The sequence below is a fragment of the Sphingomonas gilva genome, from assembly GCF_003515075.1.
GTDB lineage: Bacteria > Pseudomonadota > Alphaproteobacteria > Sphingomonadales > Sphingomonadaceae > Sphingomonas > Sphingomonas gilva.
In genome coordinates this window covers 175,261-192,308 of record NZ_QWLV01000005.1, presented here as the reverse complement: position 1 = coordinate 192,308, position 17,048 = coordinate 175,261, and the positions used below count along the sequence as shown (strand labels likewise).

At 67.4% G+C, this 17,048-nt stretch carries 15 protein-coding genes and 1 tRNA gene; 8 read left to right on the top strand and 8 right to left on the bottom strand.

All coding sequences use genetic code 11. The features are described from left to right. Positions 1–40 precede the first annotated feature (40 nt). On the top strand, positions 41–307 hold the full coding sequence (locus tag D1610_RS12115; RefSeq protein ID WP_118864444.1) for an FAD assembly factor SdhE: 267 nt from the start codon (positions 41–43) through the stop codon (positions 305–307). Then, positions 304–3,762 carry a transcription-repair coupling factor gene (gene mfd / locus D1610_RS12110; protein ID WP_118864443.1) on the top strand — a complete coding sequence of 1,153 codons (3,459 nt, stop codon included), beginning with the start codon at positions 304–306 and terminating at the stop codon, positions 3,760–3,762. Before D1610_RS12115 ends, mfd begins: the two co-directional genes overlap by 4 nt. Before the next feature lie 90 nt (positions 3,763–3,852). Here the strand turns inward: mfd and D1610_RS12105 are convergent, their stop codons facing one another. The 4 genes from D1610_RS12105 to D1610_RS12090 all read right to left on the bottom strand — a co-directional run bounded on the left by D1610_RS12105 (position 3,853) and on the right by D1610_RS12090 (position 7,267). Beyond that, entirely contained in the window at positions 3,853–4,422 is a 570-nt protein-coding gene (locus D1610_RS12105) for a hypothetical protein (RefSeq protein ID WP_118864442.1), read from the bottom strand. A 150-nt stretch (positions 4,423–4,572) separates the two neighbouring features. Beyond that, on the bottom strand, positions 4,573–5,016 hold the full coding sequence (locus D1610_RS17405; protein WP_281268981.1) for a YybH family protein: 444 nt from the start codon (positions 5,014–5,016) through the stop codon (positions 4,573–4,575). A 119-nt stretch (positions 5,017–5,135) separates the two neighbouring features. Further along, positions 5,136–5,558, bottom strand: coding sequence for a hypothetical protein (locus tag D1610_RS12095; RefSeq protein WP_118864440.1), 423 nt, complete (start codon positions 5,556–5,558; stop codon positions 5,136–5,138). Further along, complete coding sequence (locus D1610_RS12090) at positions 5,555–7,267, bottom strand: putative bifunctional diguanylate cyclase/phosphodiesterase (RefSeq protein ID WP_118864439.1); 1,713 nt, start codon at positions 7,265–7,267, stop codon at positions 5,555–5,557. The genes D1610_RS12095 and D1610_RS12090 overlap by 4 nt, the downstream gene beginning before the upstream one ends. A gap of 269 nt (positions 7,268–7,536) precedes the next feature. On the opposite strand from D1610_RS12090, the gene moaA reads away from it, so the two are divergent. The 4 genes from moaA (at position 7,537) to D1610_RS12070 (ending at position 10,698) form a co-directional block, all read left to right on the top strand. Further along, positions 7,537–8,553: a GTP 3',8-cyclase MoaA gene (gene moaA / locus D1610_RS12085; RefSeq protein ID WP_118864438.1), complete on the top strand. Its 1,017-nt coding sequence runs from the start codon at positions 7,537–7,539 to the stop codon at positions 8,551–8,553. Next, positions 8,550–9,323: an NAD kinase gene (locus D1610_RS12080; RefSeq protein ID WP_118864437.1), complete on the top strand. Its 774-nt coding sequence runs from the start codon at positions 8,550–8,552 to the stop codon at positions 9,321–9,323. The genes moaA and D1610_RS12080 overlap by 4 nt, the downstream gene beginning before the upstream one ends. Positions 9,324–9,398: 75 nt before the next feature. Then, positions 9,399–9,473, top strand: a tRNA-Asn gene (locus D1610_RS12075). A gap of 181 nt (positions 9,474–9,654) precedes the next feature. After that, positions 9,655–10,698, top strand: coding sequence for a rod shape-determining protein (locus D1610_RS12070; RefSeq protein WP_118864491.1), 1,044 nt, complete (start codon positions 9,655–9,657; stop codon positions 10,696–10,698). Here the strand turns inward: D1610_RS12070 and D1610_RS12065 are convergent. From D1610_RS12065 to D1610_RS12050, 4 genes are all read right to left on the bottom strand, one after another. After that, positions 10,695–11,441, bottom strand: a complete 747-nt coding sequence (locus D1610_RS12065; protein ID WP_118864436.1) for a sulfite exporter TauE/SafE family protein — start codon at positions 11,439–11,441, stop codon at positions 10,695–10,697. The genes D1610_RS12070 and D1610_RS12065 overlap by 4 nt on opposite strands. 10 nt (positions 11,442–11,451) lie before the next feature. Then, positions 11,452–14,193, bottom strand: coding sequence for a preprotein translocase subunit SecA (gene secA / locus D1610_RS12060; RefSeq protein ID WP_118864435.1), 2,742 nt, complete (start codon positions 14,191–14,193; stop codon positions 11,452–11,454). 86 nt (positions 14,194–14,279) lie between these two features. Next, positions 14,280–14,540 carry a hypothetical protein gene (locus tag D1610_RS12055; protein ID WP_118864434.1) on the bottom strand — a complete coding sequence of 87 codons (261 nt, stop codon included), beginning with the start codon at positions 14,538–14,540 and terminating at the stop codon, positions 14,280–14,282. A gap of 78 nt (positions 14,541–14,618) precedes the next feature. Then, positions 14,619–15,209, bottom strand: a complete 591-nt coding sequence (locus tag D1610_RS12050) for an energy transducer TonB (protein ID WP_118864433.1) — start codon at positions 15,207–15,209, stop codon at positions 14,619–14,621. A 99-nt stretch (positions 15,210–15,308) separates the two neighbouring features. Between D1610_RS12050 and argJ the strand changes: the two genes are divergently transcribed. Both argJ and D1610_RS12040 read left to right on the top strand, forming a co-directional pair. After that, a complete protein-coding gene (gene argJ, locus D1610_RS12045; protein WP_118864432.1) occupies positions 15,309–16,532 on the top strand; it encodes a bifunctional glutamate N-acetyltransferase/amino-acid acetyltransferase ArgJ in 1,224 nt (407 codons plus the stop codon). After that, complete coding sequence (locus tag D1610_RS12040) at positions 16,529–16,978, top strand: GFA family protein (RefSeq protein ID WP_118864431.1); 450 nt, start codon at positions 16,529–16,531, stop codon at positions 16,976–16,978. The genes argJ and D1610_RS12040 overlap by 4 nt, the downstream gene beginning before the upstream one ends. Positions 16,979–17,048: the final 70 nt, after the last annotated feature.

Sequence of the window (17,048 nt, the reverse complement as noted above, 5' to 3'; positions counted from 1 at the left end):
GCCGCGCCAGCGTCCGTCGGCCTTTCGCCGTTGGAGCAACATGGACCGCGAGACCCGCCTCAAACGCCTGCGCTTCCGCGCCTGGCACCGCGGCACCAAGGAGGCCGATCTGATGATCGGCGGCTTCTTCGATCGCCATGCCGCCGATTGGGGCGAAGCGGAGATGGCATGGTTCGAAGCGCTGCTGGAGGAACAGGACGTCGACATCATGGCCTGGGGCATGGGCGCCCAGCCCTTCCCCACCGCCTACCAAGGTCCCCAGGCGTCCGCCTTCCGCCAACTCGACTATATCCCGATCGCCGAATGACCGACCCGATCCAGCGCATATTGAAGGCGGAAACGCCGCTTACCCTCGCCGGCGCGCCGCAAGGTTTCCTGCCGCTGCTGCTGTCCGATCTCGCGCGCGCGGCGAAGGGCCGCGCGGTGTTCATCGCCTCCGACGAATCGGCGATGCGCGCGGTGGCCGACACCGCCACCTTCTTCGCGCCGGAGATCACGGTCACCACCTTTCCGGCCTGGGACTGCCTCCCCTATGACCGCGCCTCGCCTTCGCTGCGCGCCACATCGGACCGCCTCGCCGCGCTCCACGGCTTGCAAGCCAAAGCCAGCGGCCCGCAGCTGCTCGTCACCACGATCAATGCCGCGACGCAGCGCACGCTGACCCCGTTCCGCATCCGCCAGCTCGTCGCCCGGCTGGCCCCCGGCGAGCGCATCGGCCGCGACCGGCTGTCCGCGTTGCTCCAGGCCAATGGCTATGTCCGCACCGACACCGTCGCCGATCCCGGCGAGTTCGCGGTGCGCGGCGGCCTCGTCGACCTGTGGCCATCGGGCGAGGAACAGGCGCTGCGGCTCGACTTCTTCGGCGACGAGATCGAAAGCGTCCGCCGCTTCGACCCCGCCGACCAGCGCACCACCGGCCGCGTCGACGGCTTCACCCTGCTCCCCGCGTCCGAAGCGCTGCTGGACGAGGAATCGGTCAAGCGCTTCCGCAGCCGCTACCGCGAGACCTTCGGCGCCACCGCTACCGGCGATCCGCTCTACCAGGCGATCAGCGAGGGCCGCCGCCTCGCCGGAATGGAGCACTGGCTGCCGCTGTTCGAGGACAAGCTGGCGACTTTGTTCGATCACCTGCCCGACGACACCGTCATCGTCCGCGACGTGACCACCATCGCCGCGGGCGAGCAGCGCTTCGAGGCCATCGCCGACTATCACGCCAACCGCCTCCGCGCCCAGTCGAGCGACCCCGGCAGCTACCGACCGCTGCCGCAAAAGGCGCTCTACATGGACCCGTCCGAATGGGACGCGGCCGTGGAGGCCCGCGCCGTCCACCTCGCCACCCCGTTCCACGAGCCCGAAAGCGCCCGCGTCCTCGACTTCGCCGTCGACGGCCCGCGCGATTTCGCCCCCGAACGCGCCGCCAACGCCAATGTCTACGAGGCCGTCGTCGATCACCTCCACGGCTTGCAAAAGGCCGGCAGGAAGCCCGTCCTCGCCAGCTATTCCAGGGGCTCGCGCGAGCGCCTCTCCGGCCTGCTCGCCGATCACGGCCTGACCGCACTCAAGCCGGTCGACACATGGCAGGAGGCGCTTGGCGTCGGCCCGCGCTCCACCGCCCTCATCGTCCTGCCGCTCGAGCACGGCTTCACCGCCCCCGACGTCGCGCTCCTCACCGAACAGGACATGCTCGGCGACCGCCTCGTCCGCCGGCGCAAGCGCAAGAAATCGACCGACGCCTTCCTCGCCGAGCTCGCCAGCCTCACCCCCGGCGATCTGGTCGTCCATATGGACCACGGCATCGGCCGCTACGAAGGGCTGACCTCGATCCCCGTCGGCCAGGCGCCGCACGATTGCGTCGCGCTCACCTATCTCGGCGGCGACAAGCTGTTCGTCCCCGTCGAGAATATCGACGTCCTCTCGCGCTACGGCGCGGACAGCGAGAACGCCGCGCTCGACAAGCTGGGCGGCGAGGCGTGGCAGCGCCGCAAATCGCGGATGAAGGAGCGCATCCGCGAGATCGCCGGCGAGCTGATCGCCACCGCCGCGCTCCGCGCCGTGCGCGAAGGGCAGGTCGCCGAGCCCGATTCGGGCGGCTACCCCGCCTTCGTCGACCGCTTCCCCTATGAGGAGACCGACGACCAGGACCGCGCCATCGCCGACGCCATCGGCGACCTTTCCGCGGGCAAGCCGATGGACCGCCTCGTCGTCGGCGATGTCGGCTTCGGCAAGACCGAGGTCGCTCTTCGCGCCGCCTTCATCGCCGCGATGGCCGGCATGCAGGTCGCGGTGGTCTGCCCGACCACGCTCCTCGCCCGCCAGCACGCCACGACCTTCGCCCAGCGCTTCGAAGGCTTCCCGATCCGCATCGGCCGCCTCTCCCGCCTCGTCGGCGCGGCCGAGGCCAAGGCGACCAAGGAGGGCCTCGCCGACGGCACCGTCGACATCGTCATCGGCACCCACGCCCTCCTCGCCAAGGGCGTCGAGTTCAAGCGCCTCGGCCTGGTCATCGTCGATGAGGAGCAGCGCTTCGGCGTCACCCACAAGGAGCGGCTGAAGGCGCTGAAGGCCGACGTCCACGTCCTCACCCTCACCGCCACGCCGATCCCCCGCACGCTGCAGATGGCGATGTCCGGCCTGCGCGACCTGTCGGTGATCCAGACCCCGCCGATCGATCGCCTCGCCGTCAGGACCTACATCATGCCGTGGGACCCGGTGGTGCTGCGCGAGGCGCTGCTGCGCGAGCATTACCGCGGCGGCCAGGCCTATTTCGTCACCCCGCGCATCGCCGACCTGCCCGATATCGAGCAGTTCCTGCGCGAGGAGGTTCCGGAAATCCGCTACATCGTCGCCCATGGCCAGATGGCGGCGGGCGACATCGAGGAACGGATGTCCGCCTTCTACGACCGCAAATACGACGTGCTCCTCTCGACCACGATCATCGAGAGCGGCCTCGACATCCCCTCGGCCAACACCATCATCGTCAACCGGGCGGACAAGTTCGGCCTCGCCCAGCTTTATCAGATCCGCGGCCGCGTCGGCCGGTCGAAGACCCGCGCCTATGCCTATATGACCACGCCGCCCGGCCGGTTGCTCACCGAGACCGCGGAAAAACGGCTCAAGGTGCTGCAGGATCTCGACACCCTCGGCGCCGGCTTCCAGCTCGCCAGCCACGATCTCGACATCCGCGGCGCGGGCAATCTGCTCGGCGACGAGCAGTCGGGGCACATCCGCGAGGTCGGCTTCGAACTCTACCAGTCGATGCTCGAGGAGGCGATCCTCGAGGCGAAGGCCGGCGGCGCGCTCGGCCGCCCGCGCGATTTCAGCCCCCAGATCACCGTCGACGCGCCGATCATGATCCCGGAGGAATATGTCCCCGATCTCGACCTGCGCATGGGCCTCTATCGCCGTCTCAACGACCTGGACGACCGCCAGTCGATCGAGGCCTTCGCCGCGGAGCTGATAGATCGCTTCGGCAAGCTCCCCCAACCGACCGAAAACCTGCTGCGCATCATCGAGATCAAGCAGAACGCCAAGAAAGCCTGCATCGCCAAGCTCGACGTCGGCCCAAAGGGCGCGCTGGTCTCCTTCCACGACGACAAGCCGCCCAATGTCGAAGGCCTGCTCGCCTACGTCCAGCGCCTGGAGGGCACCGCCCGCCTGCGCCCGGATTCGAAGCTGGTCATCACCCGCAGCTGGGGAGATCCCCAGGCCCGCCTCAACGGCGCGCTGCAACTGTCAAAAGGCCTGGCCAAGGCCGCCGGCTGAAATCCTCCCCGAGCTTGCTCGGGGAGGGGGACCGCCGGCCGCAGGCCGGTGGTGGAGGGGCTGGCCAGCCGAACACACAGCCGCCAACCTCTAGTCCGGACCCACCTCGCCATCCCCCTTCGCCGCGACGCGAAAGAGAGCCGCCGAACCCAGCCACAGCGCCGTGAAGAAACCGCTGAACACCAAAATCCTGAACGATGCCCCCGCTATGCTCGCGGTCGAGGGCGCGGTTGCGATGGCCACGCCAAGCAGGGCCTGCATGATCGCCACGCCAAGCATGGTCCGCGCCATGCCTGCGGGCCGGAACCAGGCGGCAAACCCGCCGACCGCCACCGTCATGACGAGCAGGAAGAAGCCGATGCCGTTGCCGTCGTCGCGAACGATCGTGGTCCACACGGTCAGGAACGAGGTCACGAGCGCGACCGCGGCGCCGGCACGATAGGCCCGGCTGCCGCTCAGCCGTTCGGCAAACTCGTAGAGCAGCCCGACCCCGCCGATCATGACGCCGGCAAAGATGAAGCTGCCCAGGGTCCAGTGCCATTCGTCGCTGATCTGCATCATCATCAGCGGCGTCAGCAGCAGCGCCAATGCCGCGGCCCAACGCGCGATCCGCCAAGTGTTCCAGGTCCCCGTGGCGACCCTGCCGCTCGATGCCGTCATGTGCTTTCCTCCCGGTGACAATTGCGGACGTCACCTGCCAGGAGTCGGGATGAGCGGCATGAGGAAAAGGTGAGGAGTGGCTGAACAATGGCTTTCGGCTTCACGTCGAGGTTTCGGATAGCGTTTCCTCGACGCGAAAGCTCCAATCCCTCACCCGCTATGATCCGCCACGATCCGCCATCCGGCATCGGTCTTGCGGAACAGCAATGTAGTCGGCCCCTGCACGACCTCGCCGCCCGCCGTCGCCGGTGTCAGCCGATAGCGCGCCGTCAGCAGCGCATGCTCCGGTCCCACCATGCGGAAATCGAGGAAGGTGAAATCCAGGGCGCCGCGACTGTTTCCGCCACCCGCGAAGCTAGGCGCATAACGCGCGGCGATCGTGGACTTCCCTCGGATCAACCCGTCCTTGGTGACGAAGCTCGTCGCGGGATCGTCGGCATATACGCGCATGAACCGGTCCAGGTCCCCCGCGTTCCAGCCCGCCGCGCTGTCGCGCATCGCCGCCTCGATCGCAGCGCGCGCCTGTTGGGGCGAGGGCGCGGCCGCCGGTGCGCAGGCGGCCAGGAGCAGGGCAGCAGCGCATGCAAAACCCAAGCTCCTCAGGCCCGTTGGTGAGCGAAGTCGAGAAACCTTGCGCCACCAGACGTTTCTCGACTTCGCTCGAAACGACCGGAAATCCTGGTTGTCCGGTTTACATGGCGCATGCGCCCGCATCACCGCCCCACCAGATTGGCGAAGGCCGGTTCCTCGGCCATCTCGACCTCCTCCAACTCCTCCTCCTGCACCTGCGTCCGCGTCATCTCGAACCCGCCGGACCATTCCTCCAGCTGCCAGAACCCGCTCACCCGCGTGCCCTCCGCATTGACCGTGCCGGCATAGTTTACCGCGTGCGCCGCATCGCTTTCGCCGTCGTACATCTTGGTGAAGCTCACCTCGGCGCCTTCGCGGCTGCCGCGGATGAAGGCGTTCAGGTGCGTCGTCGTGCCGGCGATGGTGTTGGGCTCGCTGGTCGTGCCCGACAGGACGCCCGCCACCTCCTCCAGCGATGCGATGAACGACACATCGGGATCGCCGGTGCCGAGATAGCTGAAGCTGCCGAACCACGCCCCCGTCAGGTTCATCGGATCGTTGCTCATCCCCCCCGCTCCTCCAGCAAGTCCGCCAGCGCCGCGTCGGTCAGCGGCTCGGCGCACAGATAGCCCTGGTAGAAATTGCACCCCTCGCGCGCCAGCAGGTCGAGCTGCTCGGCCGTCTCCACCCCTTCAGCGATCACCGCCAGCCCCAGCGATCGCGCCATGTCGATCACCCCGCGCACCACCACCCGGTCGCGCGCGGTGCCGGCGATGTCCTGCGCCATCCGCTTGTCGATCTTGAGATAATCGAGCGGCAGCGACTTCAGATAGGCCAGGTTCGAATAGCCCGTGCCGAAATCGTCGATCGCGACGCGGATTCCCGTGGCGCGGAAGCGGGCGAAGAGATTGGCGGCGAGCGAAAGATCCTCGATCAGCCCGCCTTCGGTGATCTCCACCGTCAGGCGGCCCCGGGGAAAGCCGCTCGAATCGACCCGGTCGATGAACAGATCGGCGAAGCCCGGCCGGCGGATGTCGTTCGCGGTCAGGTTGATCGCGAGGCGCAGCCCGGCGCGCGCGCCGGTCCACGCCGCCGCCGCCTGCAATGTCGCGCGCTGGACATGGTCGCTCAGCGCCAGCACCAGATCGGCCCGCTCCGCGGCGGCGAACAGCGTCTCCGCCCCCAGCAGGCCCAGCACCGGATGGCTCCACCGCGCCAGCGCCTCGACGCCGCTGATCTCGCCGCCGCCGATCGCCACCTGCGGCTGGAAACGCAGCTCGATCTCGCCGCGCTCGATCGCGTGGCGCAGATCGATGGCGAGGTCGTAGGGCGCGGGCTCGGTGGTGCGACTGGCATAGCGCACCGTCGCGCCGTCCGATTCGCGCGCGGTCTCCAGCGCTTCGCCGGCGCGGCGCAGCAGGCGGGCGGCGTCGCGTTCGCCCGCCTCGCCCACCGCGACGCCGATGCGGGCACCCAGCGCGACGATCGCGCCCGAGGAGACGAACGGCCGCGCCACCGCTTCGGCGATCTGTTCGGCGAGCAATGTCACCCGCTCGGGATGCTCGGCTTGCCGTCCCAGCACGGCGAATTCGGAGCCGCCCATGCGCGCGACCAGCCAGTCGTCGCCCAGCACTTCGGCGGCGACATGCTCGATCCGCGCCGCGACGCCACGCAGCACCGTGTCGCCCGCGGTGCGACCATAGGCGGTGTTGACCATCTCGAACCGGCTCAAGGCGACGAGCAGCACCAGCACGCCCTCGCCCTCGCCGCTCGACAGGCGCCGGTCGAGCCAGCGCCGCGCAGCGAGCGCATCGCGCGCGCCGGTCACCAGATCGCGCGTCGCCGCGCGGCGCTGATCGGCGGGATCGGGCGGCGCGAGCGGCTCCATCGACCAGTCGCCGGCAAGCTTGCGCCCCGTCTCGGCAAGACCCGCCAGCGTCGCCGCCAGCGTGGACGGCGCGAACGGCGCGACCAGCAGATGCGTCGCGCCGGCCTCGCGCGCGGCGTGCAGCCCGGCCACGTCGTCAGGCCCGACGATGGCGAGCAGCGCCGCATGTTGGCCCAGGATCGCCGGCGCCAGCACCGCCAGCGCCTCGCGCCCGCCGCTGACGCGCAGATCGGCGACGACGGCGCGCGCCCGGCTGGCCAGGAACTGCTGGTCGAGCGGCGTATCGCCCGCCGCGCTGACCAGCCGCACCCCCTCTCCGGCCGGCACCAGCTGCCGCGCGGGGGCGACGAACACCGTCGTTTCGGGGCGAGCCGCCTGAACCATCATCGTGCCGTATCGCCCCCCATCACGGGCGACGCTAGAGCGAAACGGGGCGCGAAGGAATGGCCTGCTTCTCTCGCGCCGGGCGGATACGGGACACAGCGCGAGTGCTTTAGCCGTCGCCCCCGCGCAAGCAGGGCCGCTGGGTTTGCGGCACATCCGCCCTTGCGTATGCCGACCGAGGCCCCTGCCTGCACAGGGGCGACGATAGGTGGCCGCACCGCGATTCCCCGATCGCTCTTGCCGCTCGTCCTGCAACCGCCTAGCTCTGGCACATGGCCTGCGCTCTGCCCCGGACCGGCCCCGATGCCAGCTTGATCGACGTCCATGGGCGGCGGATCAGCTATCTGCGCATCTCGGTGACCGACCGGTGCGATCTGCGCTGCCGCTATTGCATGGCGGAGCAGATGACCTTCCTGCCCCGCGCGGCGCTGCTCAGCCTGGAGGAGATCGCGCTGATCGCCGATCGCTTTATCGCGCGCGGGGTCAGCAAGATCCGTCTGTCGGGCGGCGAGCCGCTGGTGCGGCGCGATGTCGTCGATCTCGCGCGGCGGATCGGTCGGCATCTCGGCGATGGCCTCGATGAGCTGACGATGACCACCAACGCCACCCGGCTCGCCGATCATGCCGATGATCTCGCGGCCGCGGGTATCCGGCGGATCAACATCAGCCTCGACAGCCTCGATCCCGAACGCTTCCGCTTCATCACGCGCCACGGCGATCTCGCCCGCGTGCTCGGCGGCATCGCCGCGGCAAAGGCCGCTGGCCTCGCGGTCAAGATCAACATGGTCGCCTTGAAGGGCCTGAACGACGCCGAGATCCCCGACATGCTCGCTTGGTGCGGCGAACAGGGCTTCGACCTGTCGCTGATCGAAACCATGCCGCTGGGCGCGATCGACGAGGACCGCGCCGACCGGTTCGTGCCGCTGACCGCGGTGTTCGACGACCTTTCCCGCCGCTTCACCTTGTCGCGCGACGCACACCGGACCGGTGGCCCGGCGCGCTATTGGCGGGTCGGTGAATTCGGCACGCGGCTCGGCCTCATCTCCCCGCTCACCGACAATTTCTGCGACGGCTGCAACCGGATGCGGCTGACCACCGAGGGCCATCTCTACATGTGCCTGGGGCATGAGGATCGGGTCGATCTCAAGGCGGCGCTGCGCGAGGGCGGCATCGGCGCGCTCGATGCGGCGATCGACGCGGCGCTCGGCCACAAGCCATTGCGTCACGATTTCCGCATCGATTCGGCGTCGCCCGCCGTCGCCCGCCATATGAGCGTGACCGGCGGGTGAGCGGCCGCGCGCGGGCGCTCGTCGCCTCCCCCACCGATGCCGCGCAGGCGGCCGCGCGCGACCTGCGCGAGCGCTATGATTGGGTCGCGGTCGAGGATGCCGATCATGTCGTCGCGCTGGGCGGCGACGGCTTCATGCTGCAGACGCTCCACGCCATGCTCGAACGGCGGCGGATCGTGCCGGTGTTCGGCATGAACCTCGGCACGGTCGGCTTCCTGATGAACGAATGGCGGTTCGAGGGGCTCGATGCGCGGCTGGAGCGCGTCCGTCCGTTCAAGGTCACCCCGCTCAGGATGACCGCCGAGACGGTGACCGGCGAGCGCGTGACCAGCCCCGCCATCAACGAGGTCTCGCTGCTGCGCGAAACGCGCCAGACGGCGAAGCTGGAGGTGACGGTCAACGGCCGCGTGGTGATCCCGGAACTGGTCTGCGACGGCGTCCTCGTCGCGACCCCGGCCGGCTCGACTGCCTACAATCTCTCCGCCAACGGACCGATCCTCCCCCTCGGCTCGGCCCTCCTCGCGCTCACCCCGATCAGCCCCTTCCGCCCCCGCCGCTGGCGCGGCGCCATCCTCCCAGACCGCGCCCGCATATCCCTCCGCGCCCTCGAACCCGAAAAGCGCCCCGTAAGCGCAGTGGCCGATCAGCGCGAGGTTCGAGAAGTTTCGCGCGTAGAAATCGAAATAGACCACGCCCGCGACCTCACCTTGCTGTTCGATCCCGAGCACGCGCTGGACGACCGCATAACGATGGAGCAATTCATCGCCTGAGGCGCTTGCAATCGGCGAAAAGGCGCTGCTATAGGCGCGCCTCCGAGACGCCACGCGTCACGCGGAAACAGGCATTCCCCGGTAGCTCAGCGGTAGAGCAATCGACTGTTAATCGATCGGTCGCTGGTTCGAATCCGGCCCGGGGAGCCACTTTCCTGGCATTTGCGCAATTTGTCGTTAGGCGCTCGTCTTCCGTGACGCTCGCTCTGTCGCACGCTTGGTTGACGCCATGACGGCGTTGGACCAGCCGAACTTCATCGTCACAAAGCCCGAAGTGGCGCGAACCTTCGGCCTTTTCCTCCGCTCCGGTTTCGAAGGGCATGATTGCTTCATGCGGTTTCCGTCGCTTTTCAGGCGTGCATCGCACGACATGGCCATCGATTTGGGGACGGTGAACACCGTCGTCTATGTCCGCGACCGGGGCATCGTGCTCAACGAGCCGTCAGTGGTGGCGCTGGAGACGCGCGACGGCGTGTCGCGAGTGCGCGCGATCGGCGCCGACGCCAAGCTGATGATGGGCAAGACACCCGACAATATCCGCACCATCCGGCCGCTGCGCGACGGAGTCATCGCCGATATCGAAGTCGCCGAGCAGATGATCAAGCATTTCATCGGCAAGGCGCATGGTGGTCATAGCCGTTTGCCTCGGCAGCCCAACATGGCGATCTGCGTCCCATCCGGGTCAACCATGGTCGAGCGCCGTGCGCTGCGCCAGGCAGCGACCAAAGCGGGCGCCGCCAAGGTCTTTTTGATCGAGGAGCCGATGGCTGCGGCGATCGGCGCGGGGTTGCCGGTGACCGAGCCGGTCGGCGCGATGGTGGTCGATATCGGCGGCGGAACGACCGAGGTGGCGGTTCTTTCGCTCCAGGGCCTCGCCTACAGCACGTCGGTGCGGGTCGGCGGCGACAAGATCGACGACGCGATCGCTTCCTATATCCGGCGCAAGTACAGCCTGATGATCGGCGAGGCGACATCCGAGCGGATCAAGCTTACCATCGGCACCGCCAAGCGCCCCGAGCGCAAGGCCGGCGAGACGATGCGGGTGAAGGGCCGCGATCTCGTCCAGGGCGTGCCGAAGGAGATCGAGGTCAGCGAGAGCGAGGTGGCCGAGGCCATCGCCGAGCAGATCGGCCAGATCGTCCAGACCGTGCTGATGGCGCTTGAGCAGACCGAGCCCGAACTGGCCGCCGATATCGTCGATCAGGGGATCGTGATGACCGGTGGCGGATCACTGCTGCGGCGAATCGACGAGGTGCTGGCGAGCGCTACCGGCCTTCCCGTGGTGATCGCCGACGATGCGCTGATCTGCGTCGCGTTGGGCGCCGGGCGCGCGCTGGAGGACAAGGAGTTCAGCGGAGTGCTCCTTGCGGGCTAGCGGGTAAAGAACTGCCAAATCAGCCGCGCGGCGACATAGAGGACGAGCAGCGCGGTTAATCGCCGGACCCAGGTTTCGGATAACAGCTTCAGCCCCATATGCGTGCCGAGCTGTCCGCCGACGAGCACGGCGAGCGCAAGCGACCAATAGGTCGCGGTCGCAGCCGCCATCCCCGCCCAGTCCAGCTTCATCAGTTGCCCGATGAGGCCAGCGATCGAGTTGACTAGGATGAACAGCGATGCCGTCGCCGCGATCGGGCGTGCCTGGCTCCACCGGGTCAGATGGAGGAAAGGCGACAGGAAGATGCCGCCGCCAATGCCGACCAAGCCGGAGAAATAGCCGATTCCAGCGCCGATGCTGTAGTCGCGCCAGCTGGTGTGGCGCGTCTCGGCAATGACGCGCTCCCGCTGCGTCAGCATCAACAGCCCGGCAACCAACAGTCCGAGCCCCAGCAGGCCGATGAAGACATGCTGCGGGATCGGCGTGCGCCCGCCCGCCCAGGCGAAGGGCGCGGCGACGAGCGCTATCGGGAGCGCGCGTCGCCACGGCATCACGCCGTCGCGCGTATAGCGGAACGTGCCGCCGGTTACGACGATGATGTTGCAGGTCAACGCGATCGCCGGAAGAACGCGGTAGTCGGTCTGCGCAAGTACCAGCAGGGCGTTGTAGGTCGATCCGCCGCCGAAGCCGACGCTGGCGTAGAGTGCCGCGGTGACCGCAAACAGAAGTGCAGTCACCACCATCTTCTAGCTCCTACGCCAGCTGCCCGTGACAGTGCTTGAACTTGCGTCCCGACCCGCATGGGCACGGCGCGTTGCGGCTGACGCCCTTCCACTGCTGGGGATCGTCCGGCAGCCCTTCGGGGGCAGCGGGTCGCGGCGCCTGCATCGGCGGCAGGCGCGTGCTGATCACGCCCATATCGTAATCGTCGCTGTCGTCCTCGCCCGAGAACGGGTCGATGTGGGTGGTTAGGAAGGGGGGGAGTTCGGGAAGCTCGTGTGTTTCGTCGAAGGCGGGGCCGGGCGCGAAGCGGGCGTGGGCGACGACGCGGGTGACGTCCTCGCGGATCGCCTCGAGCATGCGCTGGAACAGCGCGAACGCCTCGTGCTTGTACTCGTTGATCGGGGTCTTCTGCGCGTAGGCGCGCAGGTGGACGACCGCGCGCAGCGCGTCGAGCGTCGCCAGATGCTCTTTCCAATGATGGTCGAGATTCTGCAGCATGATCGACTTTTCGACCGAGTGCCAGGTATCCGGATCGAGCTCGGCCGCCTTGGCCGCGACGCCCTCGTCCGCCATCGCGCGGACGCGCTCCTCGATCAGCTCGGGCTCGACGGCCTCTTCCTTCAGCCAGTCGTCGATCGGCGGCTCGAGGCCGAGCACGTCGAACAGGCGGGTCTTCAGCCCCTCGATGTCCCACTGCTCGGGATAGGTCTCGGGCGGGCACGCCTCGCCGACCAGCGCGTTGACCGTCTCCCAGCGCATGTCGGTGACGACATCGTCGACGGTGTCGGCGTCCATGATGTCGCTGCGCTGCTCGTAGATCACCTTGCGCTGATCGTTCATCACGTCGTCATACTCGACGACCTGCTTGCGCTGCTCGTAGTTGCGCGCCTCGACCTTCTTCTGCGCGGTCTCGATCGCCTTCGAGAGCCATTTGGAGCCGATCGCCTCGCCATCGGCGATGTTCGAGCGCATCATCTTCGCGAACATCGTGTCCGGCCCGAAGATGCGCAGCAGATCGTCGTCGAGCGACAGGTAGAAGCGGCTGAGGCCGGGATCGCCCTGGCGGCCCGAGCGGCCGCGCAGTTGGTTGTCGATGCGGCGGCTCTCATGCCGCTCGGTGCCGAGCACGAAGAGGCCGCCGGCATCGAGCACCTGCTGCTTCTCCGCCGCGATCTCCGCCTTGATCCGCTCGATCGCGGCGTCGCGCTCGGCGCCTTCGGGCGTTTCGGCCAGCTCGTCCTCGATGCGGAATTCGAGATTGCCGCCCAATTGGATGTCGGTGCCGCGGCCGGCCATGTTGGTCGCGATGGTCACCGCGCCCAAGCGGCCCGCCTGCGCCACGATATGCGCCTCCATCTCGTGGAAGCGGGCGTTCAGGACGCTGTGCTTGACGCCTTCCTTGTTGAGGAAGTCCGACAGCAATTCCGACTTCTCGATCGAGACGGTGCCGACCAGCACCGGCTGGCCGCGCTCGCTATGCTCCTTGATCGAGCGCGCGATGGCGGCGAACTTCTCGAGCGTCGTCTTGTAGAACTCGTCCTCCTCGTCGATCCGCTGGACCGGCAGGTTGGTCGGGATGGTGACGACGTTGATCTTGTAGATGTCGAAGAATTCCTGCGCTTCGGTGGCCGCGGTGCCGGTCATCCCCGAAAGCTTCGGATACATGCGGAAATAATTCTGGAAGGTGATCGAGGCGAGCGTCTGGTTCTCGGGCTCGATCTCCACGCCCTCCTTGGCTTCGACCGCCTGGTGCAGGCCGTCCGACCAGCGGCGGCCGTCCATCATGCGCCCGGTGAACTCGTCGATGATGACGACCTTGCCGTCCTTGACGATGTAGTCGGTGTCGCGCTTGAACATCTTGTTCGCGCGCAGCGACTGGTTGACGTGGTGGACGACCTGGGTGTTCTCGATATCGTAGAGATTGGCGCCCTGGAGCAGCCCGGCGCCCTCCAGCAGCCGCTCGACCTTCTCGGTGCCGTCCTCGGTGAGGATGATGGTGCGCTGCTTCTCGTCCTTCTCGTAATCCTCGTCGGCGAGATCGCGGACGATCGCGTCGACGGAGATGTACATCTCCGACTTGTCCTCGGTGGGACCCGAGATGATCAGCGGCGTGCGCGCCTCGTCGATCAGGATCGAATCGACCTCGTCGACGATGGCGAAGGAGAAGGGCCGCTGCACCATCGCGCCGCGATCGAACTTCATGTTGTCGCGCAGGTAATCGAAGCCGAATTCGTTGTTGGTGCCGTAGGTGATGTCCGCGGCATAGGCGGTGCGGCGTTCGTCGTCGCGCAGGTTGGGCACGATCACGCCGACGCTCAGGCCCAGGAAGCCGTACACCCGGCCCATCCACTCGGCGTCGCGCCGGGCGAGATAGTCGTTGACGGTCACGACATGCACGCCGTTCCCGGGCAGCGCGTTCAGATAGGTGGCCAGCGTCGCCACCAGCGTCTTGCCCTCACCCGTGCGCATCTCGGCGATCTCGCCGCGGTGGAGCACGATGCCGCCGATCATCTGCACGTCGAAATGGCGCATGCCGAGCACGCGGACAGACGCCTCGCGCACCGTGGCGAACGCTTCGGGCAGGATCGCGTCGAGCTCCTCACCGGCCTCCAGCCGCTGGCGGAAGATCACCGTCTGATTGGCGAGCTCCTCGTCGGTCATGGCCTGCATATTGGCTTCGAAACCAGCGATCTGGCTGACGATCTTGACGAGCGATTTGACGTAACGATCGTTGGAGGAACCGAAAATGGATTTGGCGAGGCCACCGAGCATGGAATCGGACTTTCGTCTGGAATGTTGAATTGCCCGCATCGCGCGCGGACCAAATTGTGATGCGAGAGAGGGAGACCGCCGGCACTCTATTCGCGCCGCTTCTCCGCAAAGATCGGGGCCGCGGGCGCTAACGCCAGCGTGCGCGGTAGTGGCACAATGCGGCTGTAGAGCACGCCGTCAGGATGTAGCCCGGGCGAGATCACAACGACCACGTGCTCAGCGACGGCCGTGGCGACCTGCTCGACCGAGCGCGCGTTTGCCTGCACACGCGCCGTGGCTGCCCGCTCGCCAGAGATTATCCCGGTGAGGCTGGTCAGAAGCGCTGTAAGGACGAGGAGAAGGTTCAAGCGGGCTCTTTTGGCAAGGAGGACAGCGATCAGATAGTGATTTCGCCGTTCCGCGTCACCCCCAATAGGTTGTCGATTTTATTCCGGGAAGGTCGTGGAGATCGTCATTCTCTTCCTGATGTGAGCCTTGATGGGCTTCCCGTCCCGCAGATGTCCCGGCCCCATGCTCATGCCGGCCGGGACGTCCGCACATGCATCGAAGGGGGATGGCGGCTTTGTCTCAATCACTCGGCAGGTTTCGACCCTGCCTTGTTCATCGAGCACGATCTCCGTTTCCAAGATCGAATCGCTGAATATTGTTTCCGTCACTTCGATAGGTTCGGTGGGCGTATAATACTCACCCGACGCGCCTTGATCGGGCAAGCTCCAGACTATGGTTCGATGCGCGAACCGGTTCGGCGCACCCGGATTGAAGGCAGCTCGCTTGGACATCGTCGCACAGGTTCCTTCATCAAGCGATGCGTGACCGCTTGATTCAACAACGGTGCAATCAGAGACCCTTCCCGCCGCGTTGATCGCCAACCGGACTCGCACACCTCCTTGCGCCTTCGCCTTCAGCGCTTCGGCCGGATAATCATCAGTCGTTACCCAGCGAGCCGGATCGGTCATTGGTGTCAGAGCGTCCGGGAGGGCGGCCTGTGCGAGACCAATGGCGACCAGCGTTATCATCGATTTGTCCTCCCAGGCGACCTGACTATCCTGATCGATGGCCCATGCGCAATTGGCGCGGGGATTGCGCCACCTTCGCGGCGCATGCAAAGCGCCGCAATGATCAAAGCATCGCCGCTCGCCCGTCCCCTTCCTGATCTCCCCGCCATCGCCGGGGTGACGCCGCGCGTCGCGCGGGCGCGGTACAAGATTTGGGATCGGTGCGACCTGACCTTCGTCACGCTGGACGAAGGCGCGGCGGTCGCCGGGGTGCTGACGCAGAGCCGCTGCCCTTCGCCCGAGGTCGAGTGGTGCCGCGCTGCGCTGCCGCTGGGCCGGGCGCGCGCGCTGGTGGTCAACGCCGGCAATTCCAACGCCTTCACGGGAAACCGCGGACGCGCGGCGGTGGAGGCGATCGCGGCGCGCGCGGCGGCGCATATCGGCTGCGAACCGTCCGACATCTTCATCGCATCGACCGGGGTGATCGGCGTGCCATTGCCGATCGATAAGGCCGAGGCCGGGCTGGACGCCGCCTTCTCTGCGCCACCCTGTTCGTGGCGCGAGGCGGCCGACGCGATCGGCACCACCGATACCTTTCCCAAGGCGGTCGTGACCCGCGCGGCGATCGGCGACCGGACGGTGACGCTGGTCGGCATCATCAAGGGATCAGGCATGATCGCGCCGGACATGGCGACGATGCTCGGCTTCATCTTCACCGACGCGGCGATCGAGCCGGCCGTACTGCAGCAGATGCTGTCCGCCGCCAACACCCGCAGCTTTTCCTGCATCACCGTCGATAGCGATACCTCGACCAGCGACACCGTGCTGGCCTTCGCCACGGGCAAGGCCGGCAACGCGCGGTTGACGTCGATCGAGGATGCCGGGGCGGACGCCTTCGCGGCGGCGCTGTCGGACCTGTGCCTGCAACTCGCCCAGCTGGTGGTGCGTGACGGCGAAGGCGCGTCCAAGTTCATCGAGATCGCGGTCGAGGGCGCCGAAAGCGACGCCAGCGCCCACCGCATCGCGCTGTCGATCGCCAACTCGCCGCTGGTGAAGACCGCGATCGCCGGCGAGGACGCCAATTGGGGCCGCGTGGTGATGGCGGTCGGCAAGGCCGGCGAACCCGCCGAGCGCGACAAGCTTTCGATCCGCTTCGGCGACACTCAGGTCGCGCAAGGCGGATTGGCGGTCGAGGGTTATGACGAAGCCCCTGTCGCCGCGCATCTCAAGGGCCAGGAGGTGGAAATCGGCGTCGATCTCGGCCTGGGCGAAGGCCGCGCGACCGTTTGGACGTGCGACCTGACCCACGGCTATATCCAGATCAACGCGGATTATCGGACATGAGCACGGACACACGCCTTGCCGGAGGCTGCGCATGCGGCGCGGTGCGTTATTCGCTGGCCGATCCCTACGATACCGGCTGGTGCCATTGCCGGGTCTGCCAGCGCACCAGCGGCGCGCCGGCGATCGCCTTCACCACCGCGCGGCGCGCGGATTTCCGCTGGGAATCGGGCGAGCCGCGCATCTATCGCACGACATCGTTCGGGCAGCGCCGCTTCTGCGGCGCGTGCGGCACGACCCTGACCATCGAGGTCGACTTCCAGCCCGATGAGCTCGATGTGGCAGCCGCTACGCTGGACGACCCGAACGCGGTTCGGCCGGGCTTCCACATCTTCTGCGCCGAAGCGGTCGCATGGGCGCCGATCGACGACGGCCTGCCGCGCCATGACAAATTCCGGCCCGACACGCGCGGCCTGCCGCCGGGCGCGACCGAGCCGGGTGTGGATTAGCTCCCTTGAGCTCAACCGCTCGCGCCGAGTAGCGCCTTCGACGGGCATATCGAAGCGCCGTCCCATTCTC